A 20,479-nucleotide genomic window follows, 5' to 3' on the forward strand; every position below is an offset into this window, starting at 1 on the left:
CGTAACCGTGTCTTCATTTAATTATGACATTGTTATTAGTAAATAATTTATAGTAATTTTAGCAGGGTTGCATACTACATAAGCACATATACATGATTCACAGATACGCTACTTTTATTAAAGCAGTGAACCTTACCATTGATTATATTATACTTAATATGAGCATGGTAATTTCTTACTTCATCGAAGACCGCTCATATATTTTTTGGATTAACAACAGGCAGTACCTGCCTATTGTGTTAGTTTTTAATTTAATTTGGCTGCTATCAGCTAATATCACCGGGCTTTATGAACATGTTCTGAATAAAGATTCAATTAAAACTTATCGCGGCGTAATTAAAACTTACCTGCTGTTTGTAAGCTTTATTTGCTTTACTATCATTATATTGATAGGCACCAAAGCGTATTTTATAACACGTGAATACCTTTTTTATTCGTTGGCATTATTCGGCTTCCTGCTTGGTTTATGGAAGTTAATATTCCTGAGTATCCGTAAAAGCGATCGCGCAACGCTTATTGATACACGTACTGTGATCATTATAGGCGGGGGCCGCATCGGGTCAGACCTGCATAGCTTTTTTAAACAAAACCCCGAACGTGGATATAGGCTTATTGGCTTTTTTGATGATGCATCAGAGAGCGTACTTGATCAAAGCCTTTATTTAGGCGGCACTAATGATTGTATAAGCTATGTACTCAATAATAAAGTTGATGAAATATTTTGTACCCTACCGAACTCTGAAGCCGAGAAAATAGAGCAGTTGATGCTGGATGCGGATAAAAACCTGATCAGGTTTAAATTTGTGCCGGAATATTACGACTACGCTAAAAAGCCAACTTTTATACAAAGCTTCGGTCATATTCCGGTTATATCCGTAAGGCCCGAACCTTTGGAAAACATGCTGAACCGCTCCATCAAACGCTTGTTTGATATCTGTTTTTCAATATTTGTGATCCTGTTTATTTTTAGCTGGTTATTCCCCATTTTAGCCATCATTATAAAGCTTGAGTCAAAAGGGCCGATATTCTTTGTACAGGAGCGCTCGGGCAGGGACAATAAGCCATTTAAATGCTATAAATTCCGTAGCATGCGGGTAAATCACGATTCGGATAAAAAACAAGCTACACGCGGTGATTCACGTATAACCAAATCCGGGGCATTTATCCGTAAAACAAGTATCGACGAATTGCCACAGTTCTTTAACGTAATATTAGGCAATATGTCTGTAGTAGGCCCAAGGCCGCACATGATTAGCCATACGCAGCAATATTCGCAGCTTATTGATACTTTCATGGTAAGGCATTTTCTTAAACCCGGTATTACAGGTTGGGCGCAGGTGTCAGGCCTGAGGGGCGAAACTCAAACCACACAGGCTATGCTTGAACGTGTGGAGGCCGACGTTTGGTATCTTGAAAATTGGTCGTTCCTGCTGGACATGAAGATTATCTTCCTGACCGTATGGAACGTGTTTAAAGGCGAAAAGAACGCGTTTTAACATGCCGGTATTCCGGGACCAGCTAAGCCGAAAGATTGAACTTTCCGGAATCCCTAAGCGGATCATATCCGTTGTCCCTTCACAAACAGAATTGCTTTTTTACCTTGGCTTAAACGCTGAGGTGATAGGCATTACTAAATTTTGTATCCATCCGGCTGATAGGTTTAATTCAACAACGAAAGTAGGAGGGACTAAACAGCTTGATGTCGAAAAAATCCGATTGCTGAACCCGGATTTAATTATCGCCAATAAAGAGGAGAACGACCGTCTCCAGGTAGAAGAGTTAATGAATATATGCCCGGTTTGGATCAGTGATATTTTTGATCTGGATTCGGCTTTGCAAATGATTGTTTGCATTGGTGATATGATAGGCAAGCCCGAGCAGGCAAACGTGCTTTGCACGGAAATCAATGGTCGTTTTAACGGTATAAAGCTTCCGGTAACAGGGCTGAGAGTTGCCTATCTCATCTGGCGTAAACCCTATATGCTTGCCGGCAGGAGAACTTTCATTGATAGTATGCTGCAAATATGTGGGTTAAACAATGTAACAGAGATGGAGCGTTACCCGGAGAGTGATGCAGATGCTTTAGTCGCGGCTAATCCTGCTGTTGTTTTTTTATCATCAGAGCCATACCCATTCGCTCAAAAACATATAGAGGAGTTTAGGATGCTTTTACCAAATGCTAAAGTTGTTTTGGTAGACGGTGAAATGTTTTCATGGTATGGCAGCAGGCTTTTATATGCACCGGTATACTTCAAACAACTGGTAAATGGGCTTGTGAAAAATTAATTCCTACTAAATGAGCATGATAGCAAAAAAATGAAAATTATGTTTTTAAGTATAATTTAAAACGCTATCTTTGCAGCCTGTTAAATCAGAAACGCGGAAGTGGCGTAATTGGTAGCCGCACCAGACTTAGGATCTGGCGCTTCACGGCGTGGGGGTTCGAGTCCCTTCTTCCGCACTAAAAGTGTAAAGCCTTCAAAGTCATTGATTTTGAAGGCTTTTTTGGTTCGATAAATAGGCTATTAATGTACTTCCTCTTTTAAGTATTTGTATTTTAGTGATTTAGCAGTTCGAGTCCAGGCATCAATCCAACTGCTGAAAGTTCAAAAAATCTTTGTTATACATGCTAATTCATTGCCTGGCTGACCTAAAAATCGCATTAGATTCTATGGCCTTATAAATAAAGTTTTTCGGCCTTTAAAACAAAACATCTGAATAGGCTACCTTCTAATTTTGCTTTCATAAATTTCAAATAAAATGGAACAAAATAATCTTAATGGAGCTTTGCAAAAACCGGTAGGTTCAGGCTTCAACGCAGCATCCACAACATCTGATGTTATAAAGGGAGTGGATCTTAATGGAAAAATTGCTATTGTAACAGGCGGCGACGGAGGTCTTGGCCTGGAAGTCACCAAAACGTTGTCTAAGGCAGGTGCAACAGTAATTGTACCTGCCAGGGATATTGAAAAAGCAAAATTAAATCTTCAAGGAATTGCCAATGTAGAAGTGGAACCGATGAACCTAACGGAACCTGCCTCTATTACTTTGTTTGCTGAAAAATTCCTGGCATCAGGTAGGCCATTGCATATGTTAATCAATAATGCAGGCATCATGTGGACGCCTTTACAACGTGACAGCCGGGGTTATGAGGCACAGTTTTCTACTAACCACTTAGGACATTTTCAACTGACAGCAAAACTTTGGGAAGCGCTTAAGAAGACAGAAGGGGCAAGGGTGGTGACGGTTTCCTCTTCGGCACACCATTATTCTCCTGTACTTTTTGATGATGTTAATTATCATACGAGAGAATACAACAAATTTGAGGCGTACGGCCAGTCTAAAACAGCTAACATGTTATTTACTGTAGAACTCGATAAAAAGGCACGTCCGTTAGGTGTCCGCGCTTATTCACTGCATCCAGGTCTAATATTGGATACCAATTTGGGCAGGCACCTAACCTTTGAAGATTTTATTACTTTGGGTGCTGTAAATGCTGACGGTACACCCAATGAAGAAGCCCAGGCAGCGATGCAGAAAATGTCTAAGACTAAAGAGCAAGGTGCCGCCACAACAGTATGGGCCGCTACAAGTCCGCAATTGCAAAATATAGGCGGTGTTTATCTGCAAGATGTCGAAGTTGCCAGTTACAATCCCGATGCCTACGATAGTAACGCAGGAAAGAGCAACCCTGGCGGGACATTCGGTGTGGCACCATTTGCCCTGGAGCCGAATGCGGCACAAAGGCTTTGGGTTTTGAGCGAGGAACTTACTGATACAAAATTTGATGTTCAATAAGCAAAACAAATAGGGCCCAAGCTGTTGGGCTTTATTTGCTTATTTTTGTATTATGGCAATACGGCAAATAAATAATTATGCAGAGATTGTATTTACCTGCAGTGAAGCGGTTCACCAAAATAGTGAACTGGTTGCTGAGGAGCATTCTGTAGTCCGGGTATTGTCAGGCAAATTGAAAGTTATTGAATCTAATAAAGCTTATTTTTTTGAGGCTGGGGAAACTTTTTTATTTCCTAAGAACCGGTTAGCCCGGCTCATAAAAACGGGAAAAGACGATTTGCCCTACAGAGCGATTATTGTAAAGCTAACCCAAGATGTGCTGAAAGCATTTTACGAGCATAAAAAAAATGAAGTCTTTACGGTATTTAAAACTGATGCCATAATTCCTTTATCTAAAGGGCCGTTACTGGACAGTTTTTTTGCTTCAATGCTTCCTTATTTCGATCTGGAATACAAATTACCGCGCGAACTTTCGGAGTTGAAAATACAGGAAGCGATAGCCATATTGCGATCTATAAATGACAGTATGGACCATATTTTATCCGATTTTTCAGAGCCGCATAAAATTAACCTTGTCGAGTTTATGGAGCGTAACTATATGTTTAACATGCCCATAGAAAAATTCGGTTATCTGACAGGCCGAAGTTTAACAACCTTTAAGCGTGATTTTAAGAAAGTGTATGGTACAACGCCTCAGAAATGGCTCACGAAAAAAAGGCTTGAACTCGCCCGATACCAATTGGCTGAAAAGAATCGCAAACCTTCTGAAATTTATTTGGAAACGGGTTTTGAAAATCTCTCGCACTTTTCATATGCCTTTAAAAAACAATTTGGTTTTACGCCGAGTGAATTGTCAAAAGCTAAATAAATTGAAACAACTGTTCTTAGGATACTTTGTGTTATTAAAAGTTCTTAAATGGCAGATAACTCGCATAGGATAGCTAAATCCTTTAAAAAATGGTTCGAATTCTGTACCGTTAGGTGCACCATACAAGAACTTTGTCTAAGTTGTGAAAGGGGTCACTTTAAAAGGGTGGCCCTTTTTAATTCTAAAACCCGCTATTTTTTTCCAAACTGAACGACAGCTTCAATTGGTATCATGAAAACTCAAAATGTTCGATAACTGAAATATCGCTAATTGAGTTGATGAACAGATCCATTTTAATGGAAGGCCCATGGAGCTGCCATGTTAAAAGCATATAGTCACCATCTTTCACTCTCTTAATCATCCTGAATTTCAGTTTATGAGCTTTCATCATATCTTCGCACAAAATGATACCATTTACCGAGACCGGACATTTAATATAAAATGTTTTGGATTGGTTATAATAATCTATTTTCTTTTGAAAGAAAGGAAGTACAGAAAGTATAAACAGGATCATTATACTGGCGAACCCGGCAGCTAAGTAGTAACCGGCTCCAATACCCATGCCTACTGCCGCCACGGCCCAGATGGTAGCTGCGGTAGTGACGCCATTAACCCGGTTTTCGCCTCTGAAAATAACGCCGGCACCAAGGAACCCAATCCCCGTAACCACGTTCGAAGCGATCCTGTCTGCATTACCGGGCGCTCCAATAGCTGTTGACATAAGGGTAAAAAAACAGGCTCCAAAAGATATCATGATGGTGGTACGGAAGCCAGCCGCCTTACCATGATATTCTCTTTCGGCACCTACAAGTCCGCCCCACAAAAGGGCCAGTAAAAACCTGATCAGGATTTCTATATCGAAAGCCATAAATTCAATTTATTTGATTGTAATCGAATATATGATTTTTATAGATACCTGAACCTGCCGGGTTTCATCATTTATGTAGCGGGAGTACCCGGTTTTCAGAGACAGATCGCTGTCATCTGCTGTAATGATAATTACCGGGGCCCACAGTGAATTTTTTGTAATTATTTCCTGAAAAATCAGGAACAAAAATATCAGCTGTTGTATTTTGCGGAACAGTTACCATCATATCTAATTTCTTATCTGTGATTTGCCATTTACTATAGATGGTTCCGTACGGGCAGTCGTATTTTCCTTCGGCCCATGATAGCCCGCCGCCAATTACCGGTTTGATTGTTATTTTTTTATAGGCTGGTGCGGCAGGCGTAATACCTGCAATATACCGATACATCCAATCGCCGATAGCCCCGTAAGCGTAATGATTATAAGAATTCATAGATGACTCTTCAAAACTGCCGTCGGTCCTGATACCATCCCATCTTTCCCAAATAGTAGTAGCCCCCTGTTTAATTGGGTATAGCCAGGAAGGATAAGTATCCTGCAATAATAACTTGTACGCCATGTCGGCGTAGCCGAACCTGGTGAGGGCATCACAAAGATAAGGAGTGCCTAAAAAACCCGTTGTTAGGTGATCCCGGTATAGCCGAATGTTGTTAACAAGCCGGGCCGCAGCCTGCTCTCTCAAGTTTACCGGCAGCATATCAAATTCCAAAGCTAATACATATGCTGTTTGGGTATCTGATGAGATCAGGCCATTAGCGGTGACATATTCGTTCACAAATGCCCGTTTTATTTTGAGCAACAGCTTTGAATAATATTGCTCGTCCGTTGTTTTGTTTAAAACTTTGGCGCTGTTGATCAGTATTTGGGTTGAATATGCATAGAAGCATTGTGCGATAAGATATTTATTGGTTATCGCAGATGTACCATCCCTGTCGTTATTCACACTATAAAACAACCAATCGCCAAAATGATTACCTGTCACCCATAAATTGTTCCTGGTTTGCTTTTGGATATAATTAACCCAGGCTTTCATGCTCTGAAACTGGTTTTCTAAAATCTTTTTGTCTCCATATGCAAAATACATATTCCATGGGATGATGGTTGACACATCTCCCCATCCTGAACTGCCGCCAACCTCATTTGTGCCATTTGTAAACACATCAGGGACCACAAAGGGGATACTACCGCCTGGATACTGGTCGGCAGCTACATCCTTGAGCCATTTGGTAAAGAAATTGTGAACATCCATATTAAATGCCGCTGTACGTGAAAATACCTGCGCGTCGCCTGTCCAGCCTAAGCGCTCATCGCGTTGCGGGCAATCTGTTGGTACATCAAGAAAGTTACCTTTCTGTCCCCATTGGATATTGTGTTGCAATTGATTAAGCAAGGGGTTGGAGCATAAAAAGCTCCCGGTAGCTTTCATATCCGAATAGACAGCTACAGCAGTAAAGTCATCTGGATTTAATGCGCCTTTTATACCGCTAACCTTAATGTACCTGAAACCCTGCCAGCTAAATTGTGGCTCAAATGTACGTTTTAAGGTATCTTTTATTATATAAGTGTTTTCGGCCTTTGCCGCCCGTAAGTTCTCTGTATAAAATTCGCCTGCTTTATCCAGCACTTCTGCGTGAGCAATTTTAATTGAGTCTCCCGGATGGCCTTTCAGTGTAACTTTTACCCAACCCACCAGATTTTGACCAAAATCAATCACCTTTACACCGCGTGGCGTAGTTATGACCTTTATTGGCTTAAATGTTTCATGTTGCTTAACGGGTTCGTTATAAGTAGCAATAAGGGTGTTTTTAGCGTATGGCATTATGATTACAGGATGCCAGTCATGGTCATCAAAGGCGGGCTTTGCCCATCCTGATTTTTCTAACCTCGTATCAATAATACAGCCGTTGTAGATCTCAGCAAATTGTAAAGCTCCTGTAGATGATCTCCAGCTTTGATCTGACGATAAGATTTTCTCTGAGCCATCGATAAAGATGATCCTCATCTCCATTAAAACCGCTGTTTTATCGCCATAAAAATTAGCCCTGGGTGTATACGGGCCCAGCGGGCTGCGGTACCAACCGCTGCCAAGTGTAATACCCATGGCATTTTCTCCCTGGGCTAACAGAGCTGTAACATCATAGGCCTGATATTGTAACCTTTTATTATAACTTGTCCATCCTGGTGTAAGGAAGCTGTCGCCTACTTTATGCCCGTTTAGTTGTGCTTCATAAAAGCCATGCGAAGTTATATAAGCTGTGGCCTCCCTTATTTTTTTGTTTAATGAAAAATTAGTTCTCAGCAAAGGAGCGGGAGCGTTAACTGTATCATTTAAGGCTGGCCTAATCCATTGGGCATGCCAATCAGAAGCCGATAGCAGGCCCATTCTCCAAAATGCCTGATCACTCCAACCTGAACGTATCCCGTTATTATCCCAAATCCTTACCCGCCAAAAATATTTATGGCATGATAGCAGCGTTTTGCCGCGATAAGGTATGTACACTGATTGATTTGATGTTATTTTTCCGCTCGACCATAACGGAGTTGCATTATTTTCGCTGAACGAGGCTGAGTCTACTTGTATTTCATAAGCTTGTTGGCCGACGGGTCTGTTATCTTTTTCTGCAAGTTGCCAGCTAAAGCGCGGATTGTGTGCATCAATACAAATTGGGTTTTTCAGGTTTTCGGTTAAAAGATTTTTTACAACAATTTGTGCCGAGGTAGTGAGCCATGAAAATAAAAAACATCCAATAAAAAATGGTGTTCTCATAATTTAATGTGTAGGGTAACCGGTAAATTGGTTTATAAAAATAAAGCAGGATGCTTTCATTACCATCCTGCTCTGTCTTTTGAATACTTATTATATCTTCGAGAAGATCGTTATTCCGGGTTTTTGAATAATGTTTACTTTCCCTTAAGTTGAACCATCACTTTTATAGTTTGGAAAATTATGCTTAAGTCGTTATTAAAGTTGATGTTTTTTAAATATATAAGATCATAACGAACCCGGTGACGCATTTCCTGAACATTTTCGGCATAGCCATAATTTACTTGTCCTATAGAGGTGAGACCCGGCTTGAGTTTAAATAACTTTTTGTAGTTAGGTGATTCTTCTATGAGTTGTTCAATAAAATACTGCCGCTCTGGTCTGGGACCAACGATAGACATGTCGCCCTTTAAAACATTCCAAAACTGGGGTAATTCATCCAGTCTGGATTTGCGTAAAAATACACCCCATTTCGTAATTCGGGGATCTTTATCTTTTGATAGCATCGGCACGGCTTGCTCTGAATTTACGTACATGCTCCTGAACTTGTACATCCTGAAAGGTTTATGATTTCTGCCAATTCTTTCCTGACGATAAAAAACCGGGCCTTTTGAAGTTAATTTAGTTATTATGGCTAATGCAATAAACACAGGGAGCCCCGGGATCATTACAAAAAGGGAAAACATAATATCGAAACAGCGCTTGAAAAAAATAATCTTCAGGCTGAGCTCAATAGAAGAAGAGAGCTGTATTACAGGAAGATTTTCATAATTAACGATACTGGCATAGCTGTTATCAAGCACAAGGTCAGAAACCAGTTTAATTTTAATGGAATGCTGATCGCCCAGGTCAACCAGCTTATTCAATAAAAGCTGATCCATAAATTTGTAGCATATAAATGCTTCATCTGGCCTGGCTTCAAGGATTTTGTCAAATAGTATTTCATGGGGCAGGGTTTCAATCATTTCTTCGGGTATGGTGGTAATAAAATTATACCCGTACTCCGGATGCCTTGAAAATGATTTTTTTACCCGGTTAACGATATCCGCATTGCCAATTATGATAACATGTTTAATATTATAGCCTTTTTTACGAATGTAATCAAGTGTGAAAAAGATTAGGGAGCGCTGAACAACTATGAAGATGAAAAACAAAAAATATGTGCAAAACATCACCATTCTGCTTACCTCGTAAAGCTTAAAGAAATATACTATCCCCAGAACCATTACCAGGTGGTATATGATAGAGGACATGAATTTGCTTAAATTGTCACTTAATATCAGGGGCCTCTTTATTATATAGTTTTTAGTTACCGAAGCGATAGTAATCCAGGTTAAGTTAACTAATAATAAAAAATCAGTTGACTGTATTTCTGACGAATAGAATGTAAATATAAACAGGTGGGCACACTGCAATGCAATATTTAATAAGATTAAATCACTAAAAAATGTGAATGGCTGAAGTAATTTAGAGTAGCGCATTTGCGATCAGGGTTAAGTTGTGCAAATATAATAATTTTACTAAAACGAATCGTTTTTAAATAAAATCAATGTTTGTTAAACTTAATTACGGGGTATTCGTAGGGAACGCTACAATTAAAAACTAATTATTCTTTATTTTATTTTGTGTTTTATTATTAATTTGGATAAATAGCTCATTTTTAAATATATCTGTTGAAAAAGAAGAAGCGTGCCGGGTAATTTCTTTATAATTAAATAACGATTCGTTAACCTCGAAACGCTCCACTGCCTCTTTAATGGCTTCAACAGACTGTTCATAGAAGAATAAGCCTGTTTTATTTTCCACAACACTTTCCAACGCGCCCCCTTTACCAAAGGCAATCACAGGAGTGCCACAGGCCTGGGCTTCAACGGGTAAAATACCAAAGTCCTCTTCGGCTGCAAACACAAAGGCCTTAGCTTCGGCCAGGTATTTTTTGAGTACATCAAATGATTGATATCCAAGTAAGGATGTATTTGAGGTAGCTAATTTGCTTATCTTTTTAAAATCAGGCCCCTCACCAATAACAAATAATTTTTTATCAGGCATTTGGGCAAAGGCCTGCACAATCAGATCAATTTTTTTATAAGGAACAAACCGGGAACAGGTAACATAGTAATCCTTTTTTTCATAAACAGGTAAAAAATCTTCTGTCGCTACGTTGGGGTATATAACCGTACTTTCACGGCCGTAGATCTTTTTAATTCGTTTGGCTATGTAATTTGAATTAGCTATAAAATGATCGACCCGGTTGGTGCTTATAATATCCCACTGCCGGATGCGGTGTAGCAAATATTTTGCTATGAAACCTTTCAAGCCCTTGTCCAACCCAGATTCTTTTAAATATTGATGATGCAAGTCCCAGGCATAGCGTATTGGCGAATGACAATAACAAATATGCATTTGGTTTGAATTGGTTAAAGCTCCCTTTGCAACAGCATGTGAGGATGATATAACCAGATCATAGCTTGATAAATCAAACTGCTCAATGGCCAAAGGAAATAAAGGCAGGTAGGCCCGGTATTTAGTTTTTGCAAATGGCAGTTTTTGAATAAATGAAGTGTTTATCTTATGCCCGGAAAGGTCAAGCTTAACAATGGTTTCCTCGCGGGCTACAAGCGTATAAATATCCGCATCTGGATATAATGCGGCAATTTCTTTAAAAACATTTTCAGAGCCCCCAATTACGGTAAGCCATTCGTGTACTAATGCGACTTTCAAGGTTGTGTAATTAAATCAGTAATGGAATTGACAATTTGCCTGGCGGAAGTTTCCCAGCTAAACCGCTTTATATTTTGTTTTCCGTTTTCAACAAGACGCCTGCATAATGCCACATCTTCAATAAGTAAATCGATACTTTTCGAAATCTCCGCAACATCGAGCGGATTTACATAAACACTGGCATCACCGCAAACTTCACGTAAGCTGTCTATGTCAGATACTAATGTTGGGCAGCCTTGAGCCATTGCCTCAAGCGGCGGAATTCCGAAACCTTCGTATAAACTTGGATAGACAAATAAACTTGCTTTGCTATATAAACCTGCAAGTTCGTGGTCGTTAACACGCCCGGTGAATATAATATCAGGATGTGCATCAAGATGCGCATTATCTTCGTTATTGAAAATCGGGTTGCTGTCTCCGACTATTATAAGTCTAATACCTCTGTGTTTTATTGATCCGAAGGCCTGCACAAGGTTCTGTATGTTTTTCCTTTTATCTATTGATCCTACAGCCAATATATACTTGCCGTGATCTGCTTTAACAGGTGTAGGAGAGGGGAGTTCAGATATGCCATTATATATCACTTTTATTTTTGCGGTTTCGACATGGAGGTACTTTACAATTTCAGTTTTTGAAAAATCACTTACGGTGAATATGAGCTTAGCTTTCCTGCTTATCTTTGGTATCAGGAATTTGTAAAACCTTACAAAGTTTTTGCTAAACCACTGTGGATTAACTAAAAAGGCAACATCATGTATGGTTATTACCTGATTGTTGTAAAATAGCGGCGCAACATTGCACATGTTGATAAGTAAGGAGCTGCTGTTCTTTTTTAAATATAATGGTAAATCAATCTGCTCCCATATAACCCCTTTATTTTTTCCTATGACGATTACACCAAGCTGCTGAGCCAGATCCTGGTGAATGATGTTAGACGGAGCCACAAATATAATCCCCGGAATCATCACTTTTAATTGTTTTGCTATCTCAATAGCAAAACGCTGTACTCCTGTGAGCTTTTGGGTGAGAAATCTGGAATTAATAATTATATCCATTTTAACTCTATAATTGACATGTACAAATAATTATCACATTCATCCTTTAGCATCCATGTAAATTATTTTCAGAATAAACTATATTGTAGAAACTACCTTTTCTGTAATATTTAACCCGGATAATCTTTTGCCTAATCGAATACATGGCTTTTCAATTAAATAATAACAAATAGAAGATGCCGTTAAAGAAAATATCCAGAATAAAGCAACAAATAAAAACTTATGAGAATTGCAATATTGTTGTGTAAATAGTTTAACAGGTAAATCTATTCCAACTATTGGATGAAGCAAATACATAGAGTAACTTATACTCCCCAGATACGTTAAAAATCTGCTTGGCGATTTATAATGTGAAAATAGTTTAAATAATAAAAGAGCTGTTAAATAAGAAATTAAGTATCTATACCAAACTTCATTATTACCAAAGTTTTTGGAATAAGCTAACAAGGTTAAAGGAATCAATACTATAATAAGTATAATTATTAGTTGCCTAAAAACTTTGGCGTTTACATACAGACTTTTTTCCAGCGTACTTTTGCGCCATAACATACCCAAAAACATTATAGCTAATCCGAGCAATAACGCTACAGGTAATTTCAGTTCCAATTTATATCTGAATGTAGCCATAATTAAGCCTGAAAAAAGAAGTCCATAAAATAATTTCACTATAAACTTATCATTATTTAACAGATTAAATCGATGTAAAATCAGACAACTTATGTAAAATATTAATTCTATTTGCAGCGTCCAATAAACTCCGACCAAATCTTCAATCCCAACAAATTTTTGAAACATTGTGGCGTTTATAAGTAAGCTTTTAATAGCAGGAATACCAGAAACCAAACAAAAGCAAAGTATCGATATCCAATAGGCTGGGTATAATCTGAAAAACCTGCTAATTAAAAATTTTTTGTTACTGGCCTTATAAAGACTATAAGGGATAACGTACCCGCTTATTAAGAAAAATACAACTACTCCTATTTTTCCGAAATCAAAGAAACCTGAAATAAAAACAGAAAGGACTTCTGAGGTTTTCGTGTGAGTATCGATCATCTCTTGTTTCATAAACAACCACAAATGTAATATAGCAACCATTATAGCTGCAATACCACGTAACGCATCTATCCATTGCAGTCTTGATTTGTATTTTACTACCATTATGTTATTAATTGAGTTAAAGTTTATAATATTATTATTTAATATAGGATTATCGGTATAAGGATTTAATAGTTTATTTACTATCGGATATTACGGTGTTTTACAAAACACGTTCTGCTAAAACTAAGTTGTAGCTGCGGCGCAAGCCACTGAACTGCAAGATATAAGGAAAGAAATAAACCCTTCTTTGAAAATCTAACCCTGTTAACTATCATTTCAACTTAAATCGGTACATGTAAAAAGCCATGAAAGCAAATACAGGTATTGAATACATGCTTAAAGCATAAAATGTAACGAACTGCGTATAGACGTTTACATAAAGTAATATTACAACGGTTATTACTATTATACTTTGCGTTTCCTTTATCATTTTTTTTATCGCTTTTATCAAGTAACCGTTAATTAAGCCCGAAAAAAAGCTCAATAAAACAACTCCTGTCCATGAAAATGAAACGTAGCCCCAAAGTGGTAATGGTAAACGTAAGCCGCCAGACGTAATCTCATTTAAATCACCATCTGGATTACTTACCATTAACGACCAAACTGCTGGATTCCATTTGTAGTGTCCCGGAATTAACCCACCGTAAAAAGTACGTCCATAGGTATAAAGAGGGGTATTATTAAATGATTTTAAAAAAGTAAGATGATCTAGCACATCGGGTGCTCCTAATGCGATGGTTTCAAATATATTATCCTTTTCGTACATAGCTAGTAACATGTCACTATGAAATATTAAACCAATAAGGTAAAAGGATATGCTTCCGATCGAAAAAATCAGAATTATCGATAAAATATAATATTTAAATAACTTCTTTTTATATGCACAAATAACACCTATAGCCAATAGTAAACCATAAAAGATATTTCCCCTTGTCAATGTCGACGCTATCAATAAAATCACTATTAATAGATAAAATAAATTAATAGTCTTTCTGAAATGATACCATATAACTAATAATAGAGGAGGTAAACTGTACATAACAAAATTAGCTGCTCTAAAAAGTACTGCAATCCGCATGTATGGAGCCTGATACTCCCCGCGGAAAAATTTGGCATTCAATGGGTTACTTGCAAACATGGGTATAAAACCCATTATCATGTAACTAATTATAAAGCCTATTACAGCAAAATAAAAGAAATATCGTGTTACTAATTTAACTCGCTCACTATATTCTTCCTCGCTAATTACCTGCCACGAAAATTTCTTTACTTTAATTAAGGGAATAAGATTCCCAAGAATCATACCTAACAAATAAAATACCGCGCCAATGATGAGTATGTTTTTATAAAGCTGTAGAATTTCATCATCGAAATTTGATATTTCATTTACCAAAAATATAGGAACCAAATATCTCGTAAAAATAAAAGCCAATTCAAGATGGGCTGGAATATTATATCTGCTAAACCAGATAAAATAACTTCCTATTGATAATATACATAACGAAATAAAAATTATCAACATTTTAGTAACACATTAGATAATTGTAGTACTAAGTTTTTAAATTCAATATCAAAATTGTTCCTCAATTTACTATAAACAGCGGGATCTATTACTTCGTGATTATTTATAGCTTTTAATATTTCGGTAGTGTATTGTTCAGCATTTTCAGGATCGATAAATGAAGCATATCCATTTGATGCTTCATGCAATTCTTCAATGTTGCTCACTATTGGTTTTTTGCCACATAATATAGCCTCCGTCACCGGCATTCCATATCCTTCATATTTGGAGGGAAATACAAACACTGCTGCTCCATTATAGAGGTAGGGCAAATATTTTTCCTCTGTGTAACCCATTTGTATAATACTATCTTTATTCTCATTTATTAATTGTTGTAGTTCTTGATTTTTCCAACCTCGGCCGCCAACAAGCAATAATTTATATCCATTGAGTAGTTTCTTCTTTTTTAGATTCAAAAAAACATTTATTGTTTTATCAAGATTTTTACGAGGTTCTTGAGTTGCGACTGTAAGAATGTAGGGATAATCAATATCTAAACTTTTAAGTACAGATTTAACTTCGTCATTGTTAATAACCCTATAATGATTTCCAATAGGGGGATGCAAAATAAAATCAGGGATTATGTTATAAACCCGCTTAAGATTACCGGCAGTGCCATTTGAGTTGGCTATACAAAAGTTGGCTTTTTGTATATCTTTTTTAAAGAAAAGAAAATGAGTAAGATAATGAAGGCGACTCATCGTTTCTTTGGCAAGAATATGATTCAAATCGTGAACAATTGAGATCTTTTTGCCGGGCAGTTTTTGCATTGTGCAAAAACTGCCACCAAACAAAGAAAAGTCACAACCGTCTTTTTTTATTAGTCGTGCTAATAAAAACTTACTCCAAATGAGTGGCTTAACGCGCTTAAAGCGACTATCAATAACAATAGTTATATTGCGAAATGAAGCAAAATCAAAAGATATTGCTGTGTTAGAATAGATATAGATTGAACACTCTGATAGCTGCCTAGAAAGGGATAGTACCATTTCTAGCAAATATTTACCAACTCCACTTAATTCTCCTTGTAGGGGTCTGCCGTCAACTGCTATCTTTATCATTATTATAAAGTTTTGCTTACATCCTTTTTATCTAATAAAAAATATTGGTTTTCTGGTCTGAAATATTTTATAAAAAACTTAGATAGCATATAATATTTTTTAAACCCAACCAATTGTTTTACTAATAAGAAAAATTTATTGATGTAATATACTTTTTTGTAATAATCACCATAATCATCTTTCCGCATCTTATCCATATTGTTTTTTACATATTCTATATCAACTAACTTTCTTTTGCGTAGCTGATTATAAAATGATAAATCTTGATTAACAGCAAATGGATTAATGGTATTAGATCTATTTGCTAACAACATGCGACGAAAAAGTCGTCTATGTAGATGTAAGATTTCAACTCCATTATCAAAAAAATTATAGGTGTAGTTAAGATTTAAAAAATCCGCGGTTCTACTCTTAGAAATTTTTTCTTCATAAAGTTTTAATAATATTTGGATATCAGGATACTTATCAAAATTAACTCCGGGCAAATTACTATTAGTATCTGCAAGACTCTTATAATTAAAACCAGAATAATGGACGAATATTAGATTGGAAGCATCTATAGATTTGTCAAGCCTATTATTTACGTATAACTCGTTGTTAATTGTCAAAACACTTCTCTCAAAAAAATTCCAAGGTGCCAAATTGAACCCCAAATTACGTGACACATGAATTCCATTATCAAAGAATGAAAAAATATAATCCATCCATTTTTGATCGGTGAATAAGCTATCCGCCCTATCAACAAAACATTGATCCCACAAACGATTTTGCCACCAGTTTAGCACTTTTGTGGCCTCGTCGCAATTTTTTAGAGCCAGAAACCCTAAGTTGTATATACCTGACGCTAATATATCTTGTTGAGATGCATCACCCGTGTACTCGGTTTGAATTGTTGTAATATGGGGGGTTAAAAAAATAAAATTATTATTGAGTTCATTGAAAATGCTTTCAGTATTGTTAAATACATAAATATCAGGATCAAAGTATATTACCTTATCATATCCCTTATTAAAAAGGAAATTGAAATTATAAGGCTTCAAAAATGTGCAAAATTCAGTTACACTATACTTAAAGGCTATATTGTACCAGTCAGCATCACTTATTCCCAGGTTGTTTTTACAAATCCAAGTTTGAAATTTACTTTCTTTTACTTTTTGCAAAATCTTTGGTTCATTAACTTCATCTGAAATAAAAATGTGAAAATCAACATCCTTACTATTATTAATTACGCTTTCTCCAAGAACCTCCGCTAAACCGAAATAATTTTTAGCGACTATAGTAAATATTGCTTTTCTCATCAGATATTCTTATTATTTTGTTCAAAGGGGCCATAACGGCCTTTTGCAAAGTCACCGGCTCCTTTGCCTACATTTTTCAAATACTCGCTTTTTTGGGGATAAAAAAGAACTATTTTAATAAGATTTTTACTTAAATGTCTCACCCTATTAAAAACAAAGCCTATATCCTCAAAAAAATATTTCTTAACTATATAAAGAGTATTGCGCGTTATATAATAATACCGCACGGGTGAATGGCCATCAAAAGTTTTACCATCATAATTTTCTATTTGCTTTCCAACACTATGCTGCAGGTATAACTTAGTTGTTGTTAAAATACGATAATCGTTTTTTCTTAGCTTCATACAATAATCATGATCTACCTCATCGATAAATAACTTTTCTTCAAAGCCGTGAACCTTATGCCATGCTTTTAAATTTATTAAATTACCGGATGTAATTACAAAATGTATCTCATTGAAATCTTTGTTATAAGGTTTAATCCAGCGGTCATAATCGTCGGTATATGATGCAGCATAAATCCCTACTTTTGACTCAGCATTATCAATAATGTTAAAAAAAGAAGATGGCTTTAAAAAAAATGAATCCTGATCCATGGTTAAAAACCATTGATAACCGCTTTCAAACGCCTTCATAGCACCGATATTGAGCGCCTTTGCAATGCCTTTATTACCACCATTATTAATATAGGTAACGTTGGGCAATTTTATTATCTTTTCAACAATTTCGTTATTTACTAAGGTTGAATTATCTATAACAAATAATTCTGTTAACTCTTTTACGTATGAAAGTATATTATCATAACTCTCCATTTCTGGATTAAATAGTATAACGCATCCCGCTATCATGAAAATATATTTTTTTTGTAGCTTATAAACATATTGTAAACCACTTGCGATACTTCATTTTTAAATAGATAAAATTGAATAGCCAAATAAAATAAGGCGCAAATTATCACATCAGCAAGCAACTGTACTATCATTTGATGAATAAATAGCTTGCTAATGAATATAACAGGTATAAATGTTAGCGACGAAATAACGGCCTGAAAAATACCGCTAATCTTTATTTTAAATTCAAATGCCTTATTAACGTAAAAAATGTAAGCAAATGTTACAAACACTTCCGATATGATATTTGCATAGGCAGCGCCTTCTTCTTTGAAAGCCGGAATCAACAAAAAGTTAAGTGCCAAACTTACTATCATTCCGACACAGACGGAAATAAACATCTGCTTGTCTTTTCCTGATGCAATTAGTATTTGAATTCCAAAAAAATACCCCATGCCAATAACAAAAGGCAGAAAAGACAATATTTGCATAACGCCCTCTGCCGGTAAAAACTTGTTTCCCGAAAATAGTATTATCGCTTCTTTGGATAATAAAAGCAGACCAAAACTTATTGGTACAGAAATGAAAGTTATAAACTGAAATGATTGATTTAAAAGACTGTAAAATCCCTCGAGATTTTTCTCATTTAAATTAAAGCTGATACGTGGCATTACCACTGCGCCTAACGATGTAACAAAGGGTATAGTTATTTTTGCAAGTTTTACACCTGCCGAATAATATCCCACTGATTTGTCATTAGCCAAAAACCCCAAAATCACTACATCAAGTAAGGTATACATACTTGATGCTATGGTGGTACTGAAAATGAAAAATAATGGTCTGTAGTGTCTCTTAAAATTAAGTCCTTTTGTAACAAGATTAACTTTTTTACCTACTAAAAATATGTTTATGAAATTATTACCAACAAGGGCAAAAACATTAATAAGTAGGTAGATAAAAATATCATGCGGTGTTTTTACTAAAAGATATAACAATATTAGCGATATGGCTTTAATTGACACTGATCTTAGAGCTATGATCTTAAATTGCTCAATACCTGAATAAAACCAATCAATTGAACAAAAGCCAAATAAGATAATTGTAGTAGCTGCAAAATAAAAGTTTATGTCTCGCTGAAAGCGGGTTAACGTTGCTATAACTATCAAATAAATGATACTTAATAAAGCACTTGTAAGTATTGATATAAATGTCAATTCAGAAAAAGTTTGGTCAAGCTTCTTAGATTGATTTTTAACCTTAGCAATTTCTCTTATCCCATAAACGGGAATACCTAAGGCCGCGATCAGCGCAAAATATTGAGTAAAGGATGTTATAAATTGTACTTTACCTATACCAGCGGGCCCTAATATTCGAGCAGCATAAGGAAAACTTAATATTGGAAATATTAAATTAACAACTGTTAATAACAGGTTAAAAAGATAATTCTTTTTTATATAACTCACGTGTTTTAATTATTAGCTATCCATAATTTTGCGATAGACACGCTTTAAAACAAGGAACAGCACGGTAAAAAAGAAGAATAAGAAAAAGCTAATAAAAAAACCGAAGGGCTTAGATGATTGCGTAACAGGTAATGGTAACACCGGATTATCAATTAATTGGATTAATGGTGTTTCTTGTCTTAATGTCATTTTGGATAGTTCAAGGTTTTTTACGATCTCGCTATAAATCGCTGTACTCGCCTGTACATCTACTTGTTTTCTTTGTGATGGAGCTTTCAGTATTTGCATTGCCGGATTAGCATTTGGTGAGGCATCAATAGCTGACGCCACTCCATTAATTGAAGTGTTCAAAATCGCTTTTATACTGTCGGACTGGTGTTGGAGCAATCTTATATTTTGGTCGCTTTTTTTAGTTTTGGTTTGTGAGTAAAAGTCATTAACCATGTTAACGAGTATAATATTGAATTCTCTAGCAAATAATTCATCGTTACAAACAACATCAACTCTTATAATACTTGTTTTTTTATCAGGCTTGGTAACAGTAAGCACATGTTTGTTAAATATTTTAACAATAGCAGAAATTATACTGTCTTGTGTACGATTAAAACCGTCTGGATCTGGAACAAATGAAACGTTGTCTATATGGTCTTTTTCTCGCCACCGTTTCCTTAAATTATTAAATTCAATATACCTCTCAATTAATAATTGTTTCTTGCCCCTAAAAACGCTTTGGCTTAGTAACGTCTTTTCGATCATTTTCCTGGATTTGTATAGCTCCAAAATATTGTCACTCTGAAATAGCCCCCCGTTACTACTACCGCCAAGATCAATACCGGCCATTGACGCCAAACCGGCATATTGACTTAATGCTCCGCCGCCTTTGTTACCTTCATCTAAAACGAATGTAGAAGAAGCAGTATACAAAGGTTCTTTAACCACAGCATAAATTAAGCCTATAACACCACCTAAAATACTAACGATCATTATCAATAACCAGCGGGTCTTAATATAACTTAAACTTGAGTTTATTCTTTTCAAGAAGTCTTTAACTGATATTTCATCAGGTTTTTTATCGTTCATATAAATCTTAAATA

16 protein-coding genes and 1 tRNA gene are annotated in these 20,479 nt (G+C 36.2%); 5 read left to right on the forward strand and 12 right to left on the reverse strand.

All coding sequences use genetic code 11. The annotated features are described in order from the left end of the window. The first annotated feature begins 92 nt into the window (after positions 1-92). The 5 genes from ABIC84_RS02930 (at position 93) to ABIC84_RS02950 (ending at position 4,666) form a co-directional block, all read left to right on the forward strand. On the forward strand, positions 93-1,496 hold the full coding sequence (locus tag ABIC84_RS02930) for an undecaprenyl-phosphate glucose phosphotransferase (protein WP_426587114.1): 1,404 nt from the start codon (positions 93-95) through the stop codon (positions 1,494-1,496). A gap of 1 nt (position 1,497) precedes the next feature. Beyond that, positions 1,498-2,286: a helical backbone metal receptor gene (locus ABIC84_RS02935; protein WP_426587116.1), complete on the forward strand. Its 789-nt coding sequence runs from the start codon at positions 1,498-1,500 to the stop codon at positions 2,284-2,286. A gap of 93 nt (positions 2,287-2,379) precedes the next feature. Continuing rightward, positions 2,380-2,461 (forward strand) — tRNA-Leu (locus ABIC84_RS02940). Positions 2,462-2,760: 299 nt separating this feature from the next. Next, the gene (locus ABIC84_RS02945) at positions 2,761-3,798 is read left to right on the forward strand and encodes an SDR family NAD(P)-dependent oxidoreductase (RefSeq protein ID WP_429262612.1); all 1,038 of its coding nucleotides are present in this window, start codon (positions 2,761-2,763) and stop codon (positions 3,796-3,798) included. A gap of 52 nt (positions 3,799-3,850) precedes the next feature. Next, a complete protein-coding gene (locus ABIC84_RS02950; RefSeq protein WP_426587120.1) occupies positions 3,851-4,666 on the forward strand; it encodes a helix-turn-helix domain-containing protein in 816 nt (271 codons plus the stop codon). 229 nt (positions 4,667-4,895) lie between these two features. Here the strand turns inward: ABIC84_RS02950 and ABIC84_RS02955 are convergent, their stop codons facing one another. The 12 genes from ABIC84_RS02955 to ABIC84_RS03010 form a co-directional block, all read right to left on the reverse strand. Continuing rightward, complete coding sequence (locus ABIC84_RS02955) at positions 4,896-5,534, reverse strand: MgtC/SapB family protein (RefSeq protein ID WP_426587122.1); 639 nt, start codon at positions 5,532-5,534, stop codon at positions 4,896-4,898. A 112-nt stretch (positions 5,535-5,646) separates the two neighbouring features. Continuing rightward, positions 5,647-8,301 carry a family 78 glycoside hydrolase catalytic domain gene (locus ABIC84_RS02960; RefSeq protein WP_429262613.1) on the reverse strand — a complete coding sequence of 885 codons (2,655 nt, stop codon included), beginning with the start codon at positions 8,299-8,301 and terminating at the stop codon, positions 5,647-5,649. A 134-nt stretch (positions 8,302-8,435) separates the two neighbouring features. Continuing rightward, positions 8,436-9,779 carry a sugar transferase gene (locus ABIC84_RS02965; RefSeq protein WP_429262614.1) on the reverse strand — a complete coding sequence of 448 codons (1,344 nt, stop codon included), beginning with the start codon at positions 9,777-9,779 and terminating at the stop codon, positions 8,436-8,438. 121 nt (positions 9,780-9,900) lie between these two features. Beyond that, a complete protein-coding gene (locus ABIC84_RS02970; RefSeq protein WP_426587128.1) occupies positions 9,901-11,019 on the reverse strand; it encodes a glycosyltransferase family 4 protein in 1,119 nt (372 codons plus the stop codon). After that, positions 11,016-12,074, reverse strand: coding sequence for a glycosyltransferase family 4 protein (locus ABIC84_RS02975; RefSeq protein ID WP_426587130.1), 1,059 nt, complete (start codon positions 12,072-12,074; stop codon positions 11,016-11,018). Before ABIC84_RS02975 ends, ABIC84_RS02970 begins: the two co-directional genes overlap by 4 nt. Positions 12,075-12,152: 78 nt before the next feature. Then, on the reverse strand, positions 12,153-13,232 hold the full coding sequence (locus ABIC84_RS02980) for an acyltransferase family protein (RefSeq protein ID WP_426587132.1): 1,080 nt from the start codon (positions 13,230-13,232) through the stop codon (positions 12,153-12,155). 211 nt (positions 13,233-13,443) lie between these two features. Then, positions 13,444-14,694: a hypothetical protein gene (locus tag ABIC84_RS02985; protein ID WP_429262615.1), complete on the reverse strand. Its 1,251-nt coding sequence runs from the start codon at positions 14,692-14,694 to the stop codon at positions 13,444-13,446. Further along, on the reverse strand, positions 14,688-15,794 hold the full coding sequence (locus ABIC84_RS02990) for a glycosyltransferase family 4 protein (protein ID WP_426587136.1): 1,107 nt from the start codon (positions 15,792-15,794) through the stop codon (positions 14,688-14,690). Before ABIC84_RS02990 ends, ABIC84_RS02985 begins: the two co-directional genes overlap by 7 nt. A 2-nt stretch (positions 15,795-15,796) precedes the next feature. Further along, complete coding sequence (locus ABIC84_RS02995; protein ID WP_426587138.1) at positions 15,797-17,092, reverse strand: glycosyltransferase; 1,296 nt, start codon at positions 17,090-17,092, stop codon at positions 15,797-15,799. Next, positions 17,092-17,904, reverse strand: coding sequence for a glycosyltransferase (locus ABIC84_RS03000; RefSeq protein WP_426587140.1), 813 nt, complete (start codon positions 17,902-17,904; stop codon positions 17,092-17,094). Before ABIC84_RS03000 ends, ABIC84_RS02995 begins: the two co-directional genes overlap by 1 nt. Before the next feature lie 32 nt (positions 17,905-17,936). Then, positions 17,937-19,385: a flippase gene (locus ABIC84_RS03005; protein WP_426587142.1), complete on the reverse strand. Its 1,449-nt coding sequence runs from the start codon at positions 19,383-19,385 to the stop codon at positions 17,937-17,939. Positions 19,386-19,397: 12 nt separating this feature from the next. Then, positions 19,398-20,465 (reverse strand): Wzz/FepE/Etk N-terminal domain-containing protein, encoded by a 1,068-nt coding sequence (locus tag ABIC84_RS03010; protein ID WP_426587144.1) that lies wholly within the window; start codon positions 20,463-20,465, stop codon positions 19,398-19,400. Positions 20,466-20,479: the final 14 nt, after the last annotated feature.

Origin of the sequence: Mucilaginibacter sp. 3215 (genome assembly GCF_050433785.1) — a bacterium.
Classification (GTDB): domain Bacteria; phylum Bacteroidota; class Bacteroidia; order Sphingobacteriales; family Sphingobacteriaceae; genus Mucilaginibacter.

Bases quoted from the DNA above. Each gene is read 5' to 3' on its own strand.
- ABIC84_RS03000 (WP_426587140.1), bottom strand. From the start codon at position 17,904: ATGGAGAGTTATGATAATATACTTTCATACGTAAAAGAGTTAACAGAA.
- ABIC84_RS02950 (WP_426587120.1), top strand. From the start codon at position 3,851: ATGGCAATACGGCAAATAAATAATTATGCAGAGATTGTATTTACCTGC.
- ABIC84_RS02945 (WP_429262612.1), top strand. From the start codon at position 2,761: ATGGAACAAAATAATCTTAATGGAGCTTTGCAAAAACCGGTAGGTTCA.
- ABIC84_RS02980 (WP_426587132.1), bottom strand. From the start codon at position 13,232: ATGGTAGTAAAATACAAATCAAGACTGCAATGGATAGATGCGTTACGT.
- ABIC84_RS02975 (WP_426587130.1), bottom strand. From the start codon at position 12,074: ATGGATATAATTATTAATTCCAGATTTCTCACCCAAAAGCTCACAGGA.
- ABIC84_RS03010 (WP_426587144.1), bottom strand. From the start codon at position 20,465: ATGAACGATAAAAAACCTGATGAAATATCAGTTAAAGACTTCTTGAAA.
- ABIC84_RS02985 (WP_429262615.1), bottom strand. From the start codon at position 14,694: ATGTTGATAATTTTTATTTCGTTATGTATATTATCAATAGGAAGTTAT.
- ABIC84_RS02930 (WP_426587114.1), top strand. From the start codon at position 93: ATGATTCACAGATACGCTACTTTTATTAAAGCAGTGAACCTTACCATT.
- ABIC84_RS02965 (WP_429262614.1), bottom strand. From the start codon at position 9,779: ATGCGCTACTCTAAATTACTTCAGCCATTCACATTTTTTAGTGATTTA.
- ABIC84_RS02935 (WP_426587116.1), top strand. From the start codon at position 1,498: ATGCCGGTATTCCGGGACCAGCTAAGCCGAAAGATTGAACTTTCCGGA.
- ABIC84_RS02960 (WP_429262613.1), bottom strand. From the start codon at position 8,301: ATGAGAACACCATTTTTTATTGGATGTTTTTTATTTTCATGGCTCACT.
- ABIC84_RS02995 (WP_426587138.1), bottom strand. From the start codon at position 17,092: ATGAGAAAAGCAATATTTACTATAGTCGCTAAAAATTATTTCGGTTTA.
- ABIC84_RS02955 (WP_426587122.1), bottom strand. From the start codon at position 5,534: ATGGCTTTCGATATAGAAATCCTGATCAGGTTTTTACTGGCCCTTTTG.
- ABIC84_RS02990 (WP_426587136.1), bottom strand. From the start codon at position 15,794: ATGATAAAGATAGCAGTTGACGGCAGACCCCTACAAGGAGAATTAAGT.